14 protein-coding genes are annotated in these 15,692 nt (G+C 60.8%); 6 read left to right on the top strand and 8 right to left on the bottom strand.

Annotated elements, in window-relative coordinates:
- Positions 1 to 76: 76 nt before the first annotated feature.
- The 3 genes from E4P01_RS25010 to gap form a co-directional block, all read right to left on the bottom strand.
- The gene (locus tag E4P01_RS25010; RefSeq protein ID WP_032879665.1) at positions 77 to 1,045 is read right to left on the bottom strand and encodes a FecR domain-containing protein; all 969 of its coding nucleotides are present in this window, start codon (positions 1,043 to 1,045) and stop codon (positions 77 to 79) included.
- 75 nt (positions 1,046 to 1,120) lie between these two features.
- Complete coding sequence (locus E4P01_RS25015) at positions 1,121 to 1,639, bottom strand: sigma-70 family RNA polymerase sigma factor (protein WP_216092055.1); 519 nt, start codon at positions 1,637 to 1,639, stop codon at positions 1,121 to 1,123.
- Positions 1,640 to 1,771: 132 nt separating this feature from the next.
- The gene (gene gap, locus E4P01_RS25020) at positions 1,772 to 2,773 is read right to left on the bottom strand and encodes a type I glyceraldehyde-3-phosphate dehydrogenase (protein ID WP_005791003.1); all 1,002 of its coding nucleotides are present in this window, start codon (positions 2,771 to 2,773) and stop codon (positions 1,772 to 1,774) included.
- A gap of 222 nt (positions 2,774 to 2,995) precedes the next feature.
- Between gap and edd the strand changes: the two genes are divergently transcribed.
- The 4 genes from edd (at position 2,996) to E4P01_RS25040 (ending at position 8,105) form a co-directional block, all read left to right on the top strand.
- On the top strand, positions 2,996 to 4,822 hold the full coding sequence (edd, locus tag E4P01_RS25025; protein WP_005791001.1) for a phosphogluconate dehydratase: 1,827 nt from the start codon (positions 2,996 to 2,998) through the stop codon (positions 4,820 to 4,822).
- Positions 4,819 to 5,775: a glucokinase gene (locus E4P01_RS25030; RefSeq protein ID WP_078822212.1), complete on the top strand. Its 957-nt coding sequence runs from the start codon at positions 4,819 to 4,821 to the stop codon at positions 5,773 to 5,775. The genes edd and E4P01_RS25030 overlap by 4 nt, the downstream gene beginning before the upstream one ends.
- 136 nt (positions 5,776 to 5,911) lie before the next feature.
- A complete protein-coding gene (locus E4P01_RS25035) occupies positions 5,912 to 6,646 on the top strand; it encodes a response regulator transcription factor (protein ID WP_005790997.1) in 735 nt (244 codons plus the stop codon).
- Complete coding sequence (locus tag E4P01_RS25040; RefSeq protein ID WP_282443036.1) at positions 6,636 to 8,105, top strand: ATP-binding protein; 1,470 nt, start codon at positions 6,636 to 6,638, stop codon at positions 8,103 to 8,105. Before E4P01_RS25035 ends, E4P01_RS25040 begins: the two co-directional genes overlap by 11 nt.
- A gap of 21 nt (positions 8,106 to 8,126) precedes the next feature.
- Here E4P01_RS25040 and E4P01_RS25045 read toward each other — a convergent pair whose 3' ends face one another.
- The gene (locus E4P01_RS25045) at positions 8,127 to 9,056 is read right to left on the bottom strand and encodes an AraC family transcriptional regulator (RefSeq protein WP_032879669.1); all 930 of its coding nucleotides are present in this window, start codon (positions 9,054 to 9,056) and stop codon (positions 8,127 to 8,129) included.
- Between the two features lie 328 nt (positions 9,057 to 9,384).
- Here E4P01_RS25045 and E4P01_RS25050 point away from each other — a divergent pair, with 328 nt between their 5' ends.
- Together E4P01_RS25050 and E4P01_RS25055 are read left to right on the top strand one after the other, a co-directional pair.
- Positions 9,385 to 9,726 (top strand): antibiotic biosynthesis monooxygenase family protein, encoded by a 342-nt coding sequence (locus E4P01_RS25050; RefSeq protein WP_032879670.1) that lies wholly within the window; start codon positions 9,385 to 9,387, stop codon positions 9,724 to 9,726.
- Positions 9,727 to 9,771: 45 nt separating this feature from the next.
- Complete coding sequence (locus E4P01_RS25055) at positions 9,772 to 10,020, top strand: hypothetical protein (protein WP_078822210.1); 249 nt, start codon at positions 9,772 to 9,774, stop codon at positions 10,018 to 10,020.
- 124 nt (positions 10,021 to 10,144) lie between these two features.
- On the opposite strand, the gene E4P01_RS25060 is transcribed toward E4P01_RS25055, so the two are convergent.
- The 4 genes from E4P01_RS25060 to E4P01_RS25075 all read right to left on the bottom strand — a co-directional run bounded on the left by E4P01_RS25060 (position 10,145) and on the right by E4P01_RS25075 (position 15,463).
- The gene (locus E4P01_RS25060) at positions 10,145 to 10,777 is read right to left on the bottom strand and encodes a flavin reductase family protein (RefSeq protein WP_032879672.1); all 633 of its coding nucleotides are present in this window, start codon (positions 10,775 to 10,777) and stop codon (positions 10,145 to 10,147) included.
- A gap of 74 nt (positions 10,778 to 10,851) precedes the next feature.
- Positions 10,852 to 12,171 (bottom strand): MFS transporter, encoded by a 1,320-nt coding sequence (locus E4P01_RS25065; protein ID WP_005790985.1) that lies wholly within the window; start codon positions 12,169 to 12,171, stop codon positions 10,852 to 10,854.
- 206 nt (positions 12,172 to 12,377) lie between these two features.
- Positions 12,378 to 13,703: a sigma-54 dependent transcriptional regulator gene (locus E4P01_RS25070; protein WP_032879673.1), complete on the bottom strand. Its 1,326-nt coding sequence runs from the start codon at positions 13,701 to 13,703 to the stop codon at positions 12,378 to 12,380.
- Positions 13,697 to 15,463, bottom strand: coding sequence for an ATP-binding protein (locus tag E4P01_RS25075; RefSeq protein WP_216092054.1), 1,767 nt, complete (start codon positions 15,461 to 15,463; stop codon positions 13,697 to 13,699). The genes E4P01_RS25070 and E4P01_RS25075 overlap by 7 nt, the downstream gene beginning before the upstream one ends.
- Positions 15,464 to 15,692: the final 229 nt, after the last annotated feature.

A 15,692-nucleotide genomic window follows, 5' to 3' on the forward strand; every position in this document is an offset into this window, starting at 1 on the left:
GAACCAAATAGGAATCAGTTGCATTGGCTATAACGAGACGTATCGCCGGTTAACATCGAGTAAAAATAATTCTCATTTAGTTCAGAATCACCAGCGCTGGGTATTCCGACAGCTTGGCCGAGGTGATGTGGGCCAGGGAGCGCACCACGTCCAGGGGCTGGTCGAGACGATAGTTGCCGGTGACGGCGACGCTGGCCAGTTGCTCATTGTTGTTGACGATCCAGCCAGGGTAATAGCGGCGCAGTTCAGCCAGGACTTCGCTCAGCGGGCAATTTTCGAACACCAGACGACCCTGCACCCACGCCAGATCCTTGCCGACATCGAGCTTGGCCGGTTGGCCGAAACCCTTGGGGCCGATGCGGATGCTTTGCCCGGCACTCAGGCGTACGCGGGCATCGTCGAAGGTGTTGCTCAGGTCGACATCGCCACGCTGCACCTGTACCTGGGCCTCGCCATCGAGGTAGCGGACGGCGAAGGCGGTGTCGCGCACGCTGGCACGCACGGGGCCGGCGTCGATTTCCAGGGCCAGGCCACGGCTGGGGGCTATGTCGAAGAACGCTTCGCCCTGGTACAGGCGCGCAATGCGCTGGTGGTCGGTGATGCGGCTGGAAAATGCCGAGTTGGTGTTGAGCAGCACCTTGGACCCATCGTCCAGTTGCAGGCGCTGGCGCTCGCCGACCACGGTGAGGTGATCGGCCTGCAAGCGCATCGGCAAGTTGCTGAAGCTGAACAGACCGATCAACAGCACGGCCGCGGTGGCCAAGGGCTTCCAGTGCGGTTTGATCCGGCGCCAGCCGCTTGGCTTGCGTGGCACCGCCAGGGCCACGGCGGCGCTGTGTACCGGTGCACCTGCCCAGGCCGCCTGGGCCTTGCTGAACGCGTGGACATGCGCCGGGTCCGCGGCCAGCCAGGCGTCGAACTCGGCCTGCTGCCCGGGTTGCGGGCACTGCAAGGCGATCAGCCAATCGAGGGCTTGGTCCATGGCCGTGTCTTGCAGCACCTCATGAGCCAACGCATGGGGGCGCAGTTTATTCGGGTCCGTCACGGTGTTCCTCGGGTCTTCGCCACGTTCTATTCATTTTTTCGTACAGCGTGGATCGATAGCTCTGTCGGATGGAGCTTAAGGCTGATCCAGCCGTTCGGCCACACCTACACAGATGGCCATGATCAATTTCAGTTCCTTTTGTACGGTGCTCAAGGACACGTTCAACTGATCGGCAATCTCCTGGTAGCTGCAACCGTGCAGGCGGCTGAGGATGAAAATCCGCTGCTGACGAGCGCTCAGCTGGCCGAGGCTGACGCTCAGATGCTCCAGCAGTTGCTCGGCCTGAATGGCTTCTTCAGGCGTGCTGGCAGGGGCGGCGACGCTTTGCAGCACGTCCAGCGGGACGTCTTCCTGCAACGTGCGGGCCTGGATCCGGCGCGAGCGCAGGTGATCCAGCGCCAGGTTGCGCGCGGTCTGGTACACAAAGGGTTCAAGGTGGTCGATCGGCCGCTCGCTCAGGGCCCGAGTGACGCGCAGGTAGGTTTCCTGCAACAGGTCCTCGGCAGTGCTGTGGTTATCCACCATCCGCTGCAAGGTGCGTAGCAGAATCACCCGTTGGGTGAGAAAGACTTGGTTGAAGCGAGATTGGCTCACAGTGATACCAGACCGATTTGCAGCGAATGATAATGCTTATCATCAACCGAAATGGCAAGTGGCTATTTCCCTGAACCTACTCTGGACAAAATGTAACTGTGGGAGGGGGCTTGCTCCCTCCCACAGGTGGGATTACTCGGCGTTGCACAGCGCCAGGCAGTTATCCAGCATACGGTTGGAGAAGCCCCACTCGTTGTCGTACCAGGCCAGCACCTTGAGCAGCTTGCCGCTGACCTTGGTGTGATTGGCATCGAAGATCGACGACAGCGGGTTATGGTTGAAGTCACTGGAAACCAGCGGCAGGGTGTTGTAACCGAGGATCTTCGAGTGCTGGCTGGCCTGTTTCAGCAGGGCGTTGACTTCATCGGCCGTGGCTTCTTTCTTCAACTGCACAGTCAGGTCCACCAGAGACACGTTGATCACCGGTACCCGCACCGCCATGCCGGTCAGCTTGCCCGCCAGTTCCGGCAGCACCAGGCCAACGGCTTCAGCCGCGCCGGTTTTGCTCGGGATCATGTTCTGGGTGGCCGAGCGCGCGCGGTACGGGTCGGTGTGGTAGACGTCGGTCAGGTTCTGGTCGTTGGTGTAGGCGTGAATGGTGGTCATCAGGCCGCTTTCGATACCCAGCTCACGGTGCAGCACCTGCGCGACCGGCGCCAGGCAGTTGGTGGTGCACGACGCGTTGGAGATGATCTGGTGGGATTGACGCAAAATGTCATGGTTTACGCCATAAACCACAGTGGCATCCGCGCCCTTGGCCGGAGCCGAGATGATCACCTTGCGCGCGCCGGCGGTAATATGGGCGGCAGCCTTGTCACGGTCGGTGAACAGGCCGGTGCATTCGAACACCACGTCGATCTTGTGCGCAGCCCACGGCAGGTCGGCGGGGTTGCGAATGGCACTGACGGCAATCCGGTCACCATTGACGGTCAGGCTTTCCTGATCGTGGGCGACCTCTGCATCGAAAGTGCCGTGTACGGTGTCGTACTTGAGCAGGTGGGCGTTGATCGAACTGTCGCCCAAATCATTGATGGCGACGATCTGCAAATCCTGGCGATAGCCTTGGGTATACAGTGCGCGCAGGACATTACGGCCGATACGGCCAAAACCATTGATTGCGATACGTAGAGTCATTGGAAAAGTGCCTGTCGTCGATTTGTTGTAAGAATTACAAGATTATTCGCATAAAAATAGAAAACAAGCCTTTTTAGTGGCAATATTTTGTTCAATCTACAACGAGTGACCTGAATCAACTGGTCCGATGATCCAAACGACCCCCTGCCATCCCATGAGCTGTGGGCGTTTGATCAGCATAGACACTCAGGTCGCCACATCCGTTAGCCTGGAGTTCTATACATGCATCCCCGCGTTCTTGAGGTCACCGAACGGCTTATCGCCCGCAGCCGCGCCACCCGCGAGGCTTACCTTGCGCTCATCCGCGGCGCAGCCAGCGACGGTCCGATGCGCGGCAAGCTGCAATGCGCCAACTTCGCCCACGGCGTGGCCGGTTGCGGCACCGAAGACAAAAACAGCCTGCGCATGATGAATGCCGCCAACGTGGCAATTGTTTCTTCTTATAACGACATGCTCTCGGCGCATCAGCCCTACGAACATTTCCCTGAACAAATAAAGAAAGCCCTGCGTGAAGTGGGCTCGGTCGGCCAGTTCGCCGGCGGCACCCCCGCCATGTGCGACGGTGTGACCCAGGGCGAGCCGGGCATGGAACTGAGCCTGCTCAGCCGTGAAGTCATCGCCATGTCCACGGCGGTAGCGCTGTCCCACAACATGTTCGACGCCGCGCTGATGCTGGGGATCTGCGACAAGATCGTCCCCGGCCTGATGATGGGCGCGCTGCGCTACGGCCATCTGCCGATGATCTTTGTGCCGGGCGGCCCGATGCCGTCGGGTATCTCCAACAAGCAGAAAGCCGATGTGCGCCAGCGCTACGCCGAAGGCAAGGCCAGCCGCGAAGAGCTGCTGGAATCGGAGATGAAGTCCTACCACAGCCCCGGTACCTGTACCTTCTACGGCACCGCCAACACCAACCAGTTGTTGATGGAAGTGATGGGCCTGCATTTGCCGGGCGCGTCATTCGTCAATCCGTACACGCCGCTGCGTGACGCGTTGACCCGCGAAGCGGCGCACCAGGTCACGCGCTTGACCAAGGCCAATGGCAACTTCACGCCGATCGGCGAGATCGTCGACGAGAAATCCATCGTCAACTCCATCGTTGCGCTAAACGCTACCGGCGGTTCCACCAACCATACGCTGCACATGCCGGCCATTGCCATGTCGGCGGGCATCATCCTGACCTGGCAAGACATGGCCGACCTCTCCGAGGTGGTGCCGACCCTGTCCCACGTGTACCCAAACGGCAAGGCCGACATCAATCACTTCCAGGCGGCGGGTGGCATGTCGTTCCTGATCCGCGAACTGCTCGAAGCCGGCCTGCTCCACGAAGACGTCAACACCGTGGCCGGCAAGGGCTTGAGCCGCTATATCCAGGAGCCGTTCCTGGTGGACGGCGAACTGGTCTGGCGCGATGGCCCGATCGAGAGCCTCGACGAAACCATCCTGCGCCCCGTGGCCCGTGCGTTTTCGCCGGAAGGCGGCTTGCGCGTGATGGAAGGCAACCTTGGCCGTGGCGTGATGAAAGTTTCGGCTGTCGCGCCCGAGCATCAGGTGGTTGAAGCGCCGGCGGTGGTGTTCCAGGACCAGCAAGACCTGGCCGACGCCTTCAAAGCGGGCCAGCTGGAAAAAGACTTCGTTGCGGTGATGCGCTTTCAGGGGCCACGTTCCAACGGTATGCCGGAATTGCACAAGATGACCCCGTTTCTCGGCGTGTTGCAGGACCGTGGTTTCAAAGTGGCGTTGGTAACAGATGGGCGAATGTCCGGCGCCTCGGGTAAGATCCCTGCCGCGATCCACGTCAACCCCGAAGCCCAGAGCGGCGGGCCGCTGGCGCGGGTCCAGGATGGCGATATCATCCGCGTCGATGGCGTCACCGGCACCCTGGAGCTTAAAGTGGACGCCGAAGTATTTGCAGCGCGCACGCCTGCCACGGGCCTGTTGGGCAATAACGTGGGAGCAGGTCGCGAGCTGTTTGCATTCATGCGCTTGGCCGCAAGCTCCGCAGAGCAGGGCGCCAGCGCCTTTACCTCTGCCTTGGAGACGCTTAAGTGAAGCTTGCGCTGGTCGGTGATATCGGGGGTACCAACGCCCGTTTTGCGTTATGGCGAGATCAGGAGCTGCATTCGATCCGCGTGCATGCCACAGCGGATCACCAAAGCCCTGAAGAAGCGATCAAGGTCTATCTCGCAGAGGAAGGCCTGGAAATCGGGGACATCGGTGCGGTGTGCCTGTCGGTGGCCGGGCCGGTGAGTGGCGAGGAGTTCAAGTTCACCAACAATCACTGGCGCCTGAGCAAGACGGCGTTTTGCCAAGCCCTGCAAGTGGATGAACTGCTGCTGGTCAATGATTTCTCGGCCATGGCCCTGGGCATGACGCGTCTTAAGCCCGACGAGTTCCGCGTGGTCTGCGAAGGCACGCCGGAGCCGTTGCGCCCAGCGGTGGTGATCGGCCCGGGCACTGGCCTGGGCGTTGGCACCTTGCTGGACCTTGGCGCCGGGCGTTTCGCGGCATTGCCGGGGGAGGGCGGGCACGTCGACCTGCCCCTGAGCAGCCCGCGGGAAACCCAGCTGTGGCAGCATATTTACACGGAGATCGGCCATGTCAGCGCCGAGACCGTATTGAGCGGCGGCGGGTTGCCGCGTCTGTATCGCGCTATTTGTGCGGTGGACGGGCACGAGCCGGTGCTGGATACGCCCGAAGCCATCACCGCAGCGGGCCTGGCCGGTGACGCGGTCGCCATGGAAGTACTGGACCAGTTCAGCATCTGGCTGGGGCGGGTCGCGGGCAATAACGTCTTGACCACCGGTGGGCGCGGTGGCGTGTACATCGTGGGTGGGGTGATACCCAGGTTTGCCGACTTCTTTATCGCCAGCGGTTTCGCCAAAAGTTTTGCGGATAAAGGCTGCATGAGCGACTACTTCAAAGGTATTCCGGTGTGGTTGGTGACAGCGCCGTATTCGGGGCTGACCGGGGCTGGCGTGGCGCTTGAGCAGGCTTTTGCATAGGCTGTGATGGCCTCTTAGCGAGCAAGCCCGCTTCCACATTTGACCGCGTTCCAACTCTGGAATGCAGGCAAATGTGGGAGGGGGCTTGCCCCTGATGAGGCCCTACAGAACACCCCATAACAACAAGGAGGCCCCCGTGAGCGTAATCAGTAAATCCATTCTCCTCGTCGACGACGATCAGGAGATCCGCGAATTGCTGCAAACCTACCTCAGTCGCGCCGGCTTCCAGGTCCGTGGCGTGGCCGATGGTGCGGGGTTCCGCCAGGCGATGAACGAGGCGCCGTGCGACCTGGTCATCCTCGATGTGATGTTGCCGGATGAAGACGGGTTCAGTCTGTGCCGCTGGATCCGCCAGCACCCGCGCCAGGCGCAGGTACCGATCATCATGCTCACCGCCAGTTCCGACGAAGCCGACCGCGTGATCGGCCTGGAACTGGGCGCTGACGACTATATCGGCAAGCCGTTCAGCCCTCGCGAGTTGCAGGCGCGGATCAAGGCGCTGCTGCGCCGTTGCCAATTCGGCCAGGAGCGTAGCACTGGCGGTGATGTGCTGGTCTTCGATGAATGGCGCCTGGACATGATCAGCCACCGCTTGTTTCACGTTGATGGCGAAGAGGTCATCCTTTCCGGCGCTGACTTTGCCTTGCTCAAGTTGTTTCTTGATCACCCGCAACAGATCCTCGACCGCGACACTATCGGCAACGCTACCCGCGGCCGTGACCTGATGCCGCTTGACCGTATCGTCGACATGGCCGTCAGCCGTCTGCGCCAACGCCTGCGCGATACCGAAAAACCCCCGAGGCTGATCCGCACCGTGCGCGGCAGCGGTTATCAACTGGCAGCCAGCGTGGTTGCCGGCAATGCCCACTGAACCTTTGATCGAGCGCCGCCGCCGCTTTCCGGTGCCACGCTCGCTGCTGGGGCGCATGTTACTTCTGACCTTGCTCGCCGTGCTGTTCGCCCAGGCGCTGTCCAGCGTGATCTGGGTGTCGCAATTGCGCGCCACCCAGCTTGAGGGCCTGGTGACCAGCGCCCGTAGCCTGGCGCACTCGATGACCGCCAGCGTGAGTTATTTCCGTTCGCTGCCGGTGGCCTATCGGCCTTTGGTTCTTGATCAGTTGCGCAGCATGGGCGGTACCCGCTTTGTAGTGACCCTCAATGATCGCCCGCTGGATATGGCGATCCTGCCGCAGACGCCACGCAAGCAAGCGGTGCTGGAGGCGGTCGATGAGGTGCTACGCCAAACCCTGGGCGCCGATGTACATATCTCGGTGGAGTTCGTCAGCGCCGAAGACCTGCGCATCTTCAATGCCGGCCTCAAGCTCGACGAACTGCCACGCTCCTGGGCCCATTACGCGTTAACCCTGGAGCCGGTTAACCCACCGGTATTGGTCACCCAGATTCAACTGGCTCCCGGCGAATGGCTGTACATCGCCTCGCTGTTGCCAGAGCCGTACACCAGCCTTGAAGAACAGGGCCTGCCGTCCCAGCAGGTGTGGTTTATCGTGCTGACCAGTGGTTTTTTGCTGCTGTTTATCGGTTTGCTGGTGCATTGGCAAAGCCGGCCGCTCAAGCGCCTGGCGCGGGCGGCGCGGGATATGTCGCTGGGAGCTGATGTAGAACCGGTAGCCGAAGGCGGTGGCAGTGAAGTGGTGGAGGTGGGCCGCGCATTCAACGCAATGCGCGAACGCATCAGCCGTTACCTGACCGAACGCAGCCAGTTGTTCAGCGCAATTTCCCACGACTTGCGCACCCCGATTACCCGCCTGCGGTTGCGTGTGGAATTGCTCGAAGACGAGAACCTGCAAACCAAATTCGGCCGCGACCTGGATGAGCTGGAACTGCTGGTCAAAGGCGCGCTGCAATGCGTGAAAGACACCGACATCCACGAAAACATCCAGCCGGTGGACCTCAATCACGTACTCGAATGCCTGGTGGAGCCGTACCTGGCGCCCAACGGCAACGGGCGGGTAACCCTTGAAGGCGCGGCCCTGGCGGCCTACCCGGGCAAGCCGCTGGCGCTCAAGCGTTGCATCGGTAACCTGATCGACAACGCCTTGAAGTACGGGCAGAACGCGCATCTGCATATCGAGGACGATGGTGTGCAGTTCGTCCTGCATGTGGATGACGAAGGCCCCGGTGTGCCGGAGCAGCGTCTGGAGCAGGTGTTCGAACCGCACTTTCGCCTGGCCGGCCAGCAGCAGGGGTATGGCCTGGGGCTGGGGATCGCGCGCAACATTGCCCATAGTCATGGCGGTGAAGTGAGTTTGCAGAACCTGCGCGAAGGCGGCCTGCGCGTCACCCTGCAACTACCAAGAACCTTGGACTAACAAACACCTGAGCTGCGTACATCAGATGCTTTGGCGCAACCGGGCCAGGTCGCGCAGCGGTGGCGCCCCAAACAACCGGCTGTATTCCCGGCTGAATTGCGACGGGCTTTCATACCCCACCCGATACCCCGCGGCCGAGGCTTCCAGCCCTTCGGCAATCATCAAGCGCCGGGCTTCCTGCAAGCGCAGCTGCTTCTGGTACTGCAGCGGGCTCATGGCCGTAATCGCCTTGAAGCGATGGTGCAAGGTCGAGACGCTCAGGTTCACTTCCTTGGCCAGGTCGTCGATGCGCAGCGGTTGTTCGTAGTTGCCGTTCAACCACTTGATCGCCTGGCTGACGCGATGGCTCTGGCTGTTGGCCACGGCAATTTCATACAGGCGATAACCCTGTGGGCCCCGCAGCAAGCGATAGAGGATTTCACGGTTGATCAACGGCGCGAGCATGGCGATGTCTTTGGGCGTGTCCAGCAGGCGGGCCAGGCGCAGCACGGCGTCGAGCAACGGGGTGTCGATGCGGTCCACATACATGCCGCGAGAGGTGGGACGCGACGGCACCCCCATAGGCCCGGCTTCGGCAATCAGCGCGGTGAGCTGGGCCGGATCGATATTGATGCGGACCGACAGGTTGGGGTCTTGCGGGGTGGCATCGATGATTCTGCCGGCTACCGGCATGGCGACCGAGAACACCAGATAATTGAGCGGGTCGTAGGCAAAGATTTCGTCGGCCAGGCGCACTTCCTTGCTGCCGCTGGCGAGGATGCACAGCGCAGGTTCCACCAGCACCGGCATGAAATCCCGTGGCGTGTTGTGGCGGTTCAGATACAGCGAGGTGATCGCCGTGCCGTAGGAGCCATCTTCCCAGGTGTGGCGGTGCACGATACTGGCCAGCTCGGCGCGTTGTTTCTCCATCTCGGCATCGACGGGGATGGGCTTTGGTTCGGGCGACGACATGGGGCGTCCTCTACACGCTGCTTTGATGGGCTCAGCTTAGCGGCAGCTTTTCAAAAAGTGTTACGTCGATTCTGCAGGATCCTTGCCTGATCCTGCGATAGGTAGTGAATCAGGCAAGCAGGCCGCCTGTCATCTCCCTGAAACACTGGACCGGTGCATGGAATAAATCCCGGGGGCCAAATGTCCTCTCTATGTTTCTCGCAGGATTGTGCAATAAGCCTGCAGGAATCGACTAACCGCATCCACAGCCGGGCCGCTATCTTTGATCCTGTGGCAACACACCCTCACCGTGCTTGCCGAGCATCACTTCTCAACGGGAGAGTCGAACATGTCCACCCCCATTCCCGCGAGCCACATGGCCTTTATCCGCGCCCGTAGCGGGTGCAGCACCGAACTCGGTGCACGCTTGAGCAGTTTGATCGAACCGGGCCGCCAAGCCCCAGGTTGCCTGCAATTTTCGTTGCAGCATTCCCAGGTCGATCCTGATATATGGCTGGTATCAGGTTTTTGGAGCAGCGAGGAGGCCATGAGTGCCTACTTCAGCTCACCGACCTTGATGATTTTTACGGAGTTGCTCAACGACATGGTCGTGCGCAGCATGGACTTCCAGACCTTCACCGATGCATCTGCCGTCAACGCCTACGGCGAGTACCTGCAACTGGCCGGTTGAACCGGTTTACAATGGCCGACTTTTCCATTGGCCAGGACCTGCAACATGGCACGTAAACAATTTGCCCACCACGAAGCCGTTTCCGCCTTGATGCGTGAAGAAGAGGGTGGCTATAGCGCTGCCATCGCCGTCAAGGCACTGGATGGCATGGGCGCCCCCAAGTTCCACAAGATCCTTGACGGGCAGAAGTTCAAGACGGCTTCGGATGCCGATGATGCGGCCACTGTGCAGCTAGAGGACCTGGTCGACGTGGACGCGGAAGGTCAACTGACTTGGGCAACGGCTTCCAACTAACGAACGCTGCCGATCAAATGTGGGAGGGGGCTTGCTCCCGATAGCGGTGTATCAGCCAGCAAATTTTTAGCTGATACATAGCCATCGGGAGCAAGCCCCCTCCCACAATTTGACTGTATGTCAGTCAGGGTTTTGTGGCGCCTGGGCGGTACATCTTGAACAGCGCTTGCGGCCCCAACTGGAAGTAATCCGCCGGGCCGCCGCCGCGCAAAATCGGCTCGGCGGCAGCAGTGTCGTAGATCCCATCCTTTAGCAACCACTTGGCGATGTGCACCGCAACCACTTCGCCCAGTACCAGCCAACTCGGCACCAGCTCCTTGTCGGCGCGTTGCAGTTGGATGATCTGCGTCACTTTGCATTCAAACGACACCGGGCTCTCGCCGACGCGGGGTACAGCGACGACTTTCGAAGCCACCGGCGTCAGGCCGGACAACTCGAATTCATTCACATCCGGTGAGACCGCCGCGCAACTCTGGTTCATCTGCTCGGCCAACGGGCGAGTGGCCAGGTTCCACACAAACTCGCCGGTCTGCTCAATGTTATTCAAGCTGTCTTTGCGCCCCACACTGGAAAACCCAATGATCGGTGGGATGTAGTTGAATGCATTGAAGAAGCTGTAAGGCGCCAGGTTCAGGCGGCCTTCGCTGTCGTGCGAGGAGATCCAGCCAATCGGGCGTGGGCCGACGATGGCATTGAACGGGTCATGGGGCAGGCCGTGGCCGTTGGCGGGTTCGTAGAAGTGGATATCGTCGGACATGACCTGTTCTGCTCTCGATTCTGGGGCCCACATCATATCCAATGTGGGAGGGGGGTTGTCCCCTCCCACATTTTTTAGTCCGTGGTAATCCGCGAGTGCTTGCGGGTGTCTTTCATGGTCACGTAGACCATCAGCGACACTGCGATACATGCGGTCACGTACCAGTAGTAGCCAGTTTCCATACCGATGCTCTTGAACCACAGCGCGATGTATTCAGCGGTACCGCCGAAGATCGACACCGTCAGCGCATACGGCAGGCCCACGCCCAGGGCGCGGATTTCGGTGGGGAACAGTTCGGCTTTCACCACGGCGTTGATCGAGGTATAGCCGCTGACGATGATCAGCGCTGCCATGATCAGGAAGAACGCGCCCCACCAGCTCTGGATGGTGTGCAGGGTGGTGAGGATCGGCACGGTGAACAGGGTACCCAGGACACCGAAGGCAATCAGGATCGGGCGACGACCGACTTTATCCGAAAGCCCGCCGATGATCGGCTGCAGGCACATGAACAGAAACAGCGTGGCTGCCGAAATGGTGGTGGAGTCGGAGATGCTCATGCCGACCGTGTTCACCAGGTATTTCTGCATATAGGTGGTGTAGGTGTAGAACGCCAGGGTGCCGCCCATGGTCAGGCCGACCACTGTCATCAGTTCCTTGGGGTGGCGCATCAAGGTGCGCATTGCGCTTTCCTTGGCCTTTTCCTTCTTGGTGAACGACTCGGTTTCTTCCATGCCACGACGCAGATAGAGCGCGACCACTGCACACAAGGCGCCGATGGCGAACGGGATACGCCAGCCCCATGCGTACAACTGTTCGGTAGTCAGCAGTTGTTGCAGCACGATCAGCACCGCCAGCGCGATGAGTTGGCCGGAGATCAGGGTCACGTATTGGAAGCTGGAGTAGAAACCACGACGTTCCTTGGTCGCCATCTCGCTGAGGTAAGTGGCGGAAGTGCCGTATTCGCCACCGACCGACAGGCCCTGCAGCAAACGGGCAAACACCAGCAGGATCGGCGCACCGATACCGATGAGTTCATAGCCAGGGCTCAGGGCAATCAGCAGCGAGCCGAAGCACATCAGGTAGACCGAGGCCATCAGGGCTTTTTTACGCCCGACCTTGTCGGCATACAGGCCCATCAGCCAACCACCGATAGGGCGCATCAGGAAGCCCACGGCGAAGATCGCGGCGGTGTTGAGCAGTTGGGCGGTGGTGTCGCCTTTGGGGAAGAACGTCTTGGCGAAGTACAGCGAGAAGGCGGCGTAGACGTACCAGTCGTACCACTCGACCATGTTGCCGACCGATCCACTGAAGATCGACTTGATGCGGCTGGAAGTGGTGCGTTCTTTTGCCGGCGCAGACGCCGATCCCAGAGGCAGGGAGTTGGAGTTATCCATTGAAGGATCCTTCATCTAGTTGTTTTTATGGAGCGTGCTTGAGCACTGCCTGGCTTGGGCTATAGCAGAAGCTGTGCCAAGTGGATGAAGGCCCGGAATAGAAGGGTTGCGAGGTTTTTTTGAGCGGAAAGTCGCCGATGATTTTTGCGGGATGAGCGGAAATCCGCTTATGGCTGCTGGACCCTTCGCGAGCTACATAAGCAGGATCAGAGGAACATTTCCCGCACCAACCCATGCCGCTGCATCTTTTCATTAAAGGTCCGACGCGGCAGTTGCAGCTCGGCCAGCACCGCTTTGATATCGCCTTTATGCCGGGTCAGCGCGGCTTTCAGGCAATGCGCCTCGAAAGCCTCCTGCTGCGCGGCCAGCGATTGCCCAGGTTCAATACCTTCAGGTTCAGGCTCTCCAAGCCCCAGCACCTGGCGCTCGGCGACGTTGGCCAGTTCACGTACGTTGCCCGGCCAGTCATGGCTGAGCAGGCGACTCAGCTGCGGCCCACTCAATGGCTCAAGATGGCGGCCCAAACGTTCGGCAGCGCTTTGGGCGAAATGCTCATACAACAACGGAATGTCTTCGCGACGCTCGCGCAGGGGCGGCAGGCGCAGTTGTGCGACGTTCAGGCGATAAGCCAGGTCCTCGCGAAAACGCCCGGCGCGTGCTTCTTCGAGCAGGTCCGGCTTGGTAGCGGCGATGATGCGCAGGTCGACATTGATGCTCTGGTTGGAACCCAATCGCTCCAACTTCTGCTCTTGCAACACGCGCAGCAGTTTTACCTGTTGCGCCAGGGGCATGCTTTCAATTTCGTCGAGGAACACGGTGCCGCCATGGGCGTACTCCAGCTTGCCGATACGCTTGCCCTGGGCGCCGGTGAAGGCGCCGCTTTCGTGGCCGAACAGCTCGGCTTCAAATAATTGCTCGGGGATAGCCGCGCAATTGAGCGCCACAAACGGCTTTTTGGCTCGTGGGCCGAAATCATGCAGGCAGCGGGCAACCAGTTCTTTACCGCTGCCGGTCTCGCCACGGATCAACACATTGACCGGCAGTGTCGCCAGGTCCAGCACCTGGCGACGCAGGGTTTGCAGGCCCTTGGACACCCCCAACAGGCTGGATTCCAGTTGTGCACGGTGATCGGCCTGTTGGTGCAGGCGACGGTTTTCCAGGATCAGGCCGCGCTTGTCCAGCGCCCGACGCAGGCTGTTGAGCAGGGCATCCGGGCTGAAGGGTTTTTCCAGGAAGTCGTAGGCGCCGTCGCGCATGGCTTCGACGGCCATCGGCACGTCACCATGGCCGGTGAGCAAAATCACCGGCAAGTCAGCATCGCGCCGCTGTACCTCGGCCAGCAATTCAAGGCCACTGAGCCCGGGCATACGCACATCGCTCAAGATCACCCCGGGGAAGTCCTTCGGCAGGTGCGCCAGGCACTCCTCGGCACGGCTGTACAACTGAACGTCAAACCCCGACAGGCTCAGCCACTGCTCGACGGCCGTACGAATGCTGGCTTCGTCATCCACCACAATCACTGCGTTCAACATAGGTCAGGTGTCTCCAGCGCGACGGGCAGGGTCAGGGTAAAGACTGCGCCGTCGCCACGATTGCCGGCGATCAGGCGCCCGCCCAATTCATGCACGATAGCGTAGGACACCGCCAGGCCCAAGCCGAGCCCGTCACCCACCGGTTTGGTGGTGAAGAACGGGTCGAATACGTTGTTCAAATGTTCTTCGGCAATCCCGCCACCGCTGTCGCTGACGCTCAACTGCCACAGCTGCTGATCGGCGTGCAGACGGATTTCCAGGCGTTTGTGCGGCTTGTCGGCCATGGCGTCCAGGGCGTTGCGCAGCAGGTTGATCAGCACCTGTTCCAAGCGAATCGCATCGCCGCGTACCCAGGCCGGGCGGGCCAGGTCCAGCACCACGCCGATGGCCTCATCGCGTAGGCGCGCGTCAAGCAGGTGCAGGGACTGGTCGACCACGGTGGCCAGATCCAGGCGTTCGCGCAGGCCGCTGGGGCTTTTGCGCGCGAAGGTCTTGAGGTGGCCGGTCAGCGCGGCCATGCGCGTCAGCATGTCATCCAACGGCGTGAGCGCCTTGTAGGCGTCGTCCACACGGCCATGGTCGAGCAACAGCCGCAGGGTGGCCAGCTGCATCCGTTGGGTGGTCAGCGGTTGATTGATCTCATGGGCAAGGGCGGCGGACATCTGCCCCAGCGCCGCCAGTTTGGCTGATTGAACCAGGCCATCCTGGGCGGTGCGCAGGGCCTGGGTGCGTTCTTCTACCAAGTGTTCGAGTTCTTCGCGGCTGCGTTGGCGAAGGCGAGCCAGGCGCCAGCGTTGACTCAGGAACAGCACAAGAAACACCAGCGCCAGCCAGGACCCGGCGGCGGCGAGGCCGGCATTGCGTTGGTCTTCAAACGGGAACTGCGGTTTGCGCAGCAGGTGCAGGGTCCAGCCTTCGGCTTTCAGCGGCAGGGATTCCCAGATGTAGTTGGCGCTGCCGTCCGGGCCGTTGACGCGCATCAGGTGGCTGTTGTCGTCGAAGCGCTGCAGGGTCTGGGTCTCCAAGGGTTGCAGCTGCTTCTTGTCGTATTGGCGAGTGGCCTTGAGTTCCGCCAGGTCACTCTCTGATAGCGGCCGCAGGTTGCGATAACGCCAGCCCGGCTGGTTGGCGATAAACACAATACCGCGTGCATCGCTGACCAGCAGCAAGTCATTGCCCTGAGCCCATTCGCGTTCCAGTTCGGGAAACTCCAGCTTGACCACCATGGCGCCGAGGAATTGCTCGCGCTCATCGACCACCGCGCTGGACAGGAAATACCCCGGAATGCCAGTCGTCACCCCCACCGCGTAAAAGCGCCCGGTGCCTTGGCTCAAGGTCTGGCTGAAATACGGACGGAACGCGTAATTGTGGCCGACATAGCTGCTGGGCAAATTCCAGTTGCTGGCGGCCACCGCCAGGCCGGTGCGGTCCATCAGCTCCAGGGTGGAGGACTGGGCGGCGCCGTTGATGCGTTCGAGCTTGCGATTGAGTACATCCTGGGTGGCGCTATCGAGTGGGCCCTTCAGCGCGCTGATCATTTCCGAATCCAGCGCCAGCACGGCGGGGAGGGCGCGGTAGCGTTCGATCAAGGTATGCAGCGAGTTGGCATACAACGCCAGCTGTTGATTGGCTCGAGCGGCTTCATCCACCAGGGCCTGGCGCTCGGCATGGCGGGTGGCCAAGGCGGCGGCCAGCACTGCGCCGGCGATGATCAGCAACGAGTAAAACGTCAGACGCAGAGGGCGAGGGATCACGATCATACGATGATGAGCAGGCACAGTGAGGGGCGAGCACCATAGCATGAGCTGTCTGGATCTTGTGGCGAACGAGCTTGTGTGGGAGCTGGCTTGCCTGCGATGCAGACACCTCGGTGCTTCAGTCACACCGAATTGATGTCATCGCAGGCAAGCCAGCTCCCACATTTGACAGAGTTCGCCATGGCAATCGCTTCAGGTATAAAAAAGGCGACTGGGCCATGGGCCGCAGTCG

This window comes from Pseudomonas sp. NCIMB 10586 (assembly GCF_023127895.1).
Taxonomy (GTDB): domain Bacteria; phylum Pseudomonadota; class Gammaproteobacteria; order Pseudomonadales; family Pseudomonadaceae; genus Aquipseudomonas; species Aquipseudomonas synxantha_A.

Excerpts from the sequence above, each read along its gene's own strand:
- E4P01_RS25070 (WP_032879673.1), bottom strand. The coding sequence starts at position 13,703 with ATGTTGAACGCAGTGATTGTGGTGGATGACGAAGCCAGCATTCGTACG.
- E4P01_RS25060 (WP_032879672.1), bottom strand. The coding sequence starts at position 10,777 with ATGTCCGACGATATCCACTTCTACGAACCCGCCAACGGCCACGGCCTG.
- edd (WP_005791001.1), top strand. The coding sequence starts at position 2,996 with ATGCATCCCCGCGTTCTTGAGGTCACCGAACGGCTTATCGCCCGCAGC.
- E4P01_RS25055 (WP_078822210.1), top strand. The coding sequence starts at position 9,772 with ATGGCACGTAAACAATTTGCCCACCACGAAGCCGTTTCCGCCTTGATG.
- E4P01_RS25050 (WP_032879670.1), top strand. The coding sequence starts at position 9,385 with ATGTCCACCCCCATTCCCGCGAGCCACATGGCCTTTATCCGCGCCCGT.
- E4P01_RS25065 (WP_005790985.1), bottom strand. The coding sequence starts at position 12,171 with ATGGATAACTCCAACTCCCTGCCTCTGGGATCGGCGTCTGCGCCGGCA.
- E4P01_RS25040 (WP_282443036.1), top strand. The coding sequence starts at position 6,636 with ATGCCCACTGAACCTTTGATCGAGCGCCGCCGCCGCTTTCCGGTGCCA.
- gap (WP_005791003.1), bottom strand. The coding sequence starts at position 2,773 with ATGACTCTACGTATCGCAATCAATGGTTTTGGCCGTATCGGCCGTAAT.
- E4P01_RS25075 (WP_216092054.1), bottom strand. The coding sequence starts at position 15,463 with ATGATCGTGATCCCTCGCCCTCTGCGTCTGACGTTTTACTCGTTGCTG.
- E4P01_RS25045 (WP_032879669.1), bottom strand. The coding sequence starts at position 9,056 with ATGTCGTCGCCCGAACCAAAGCCCATCCCCGTCGATGCCGAGATGGAG.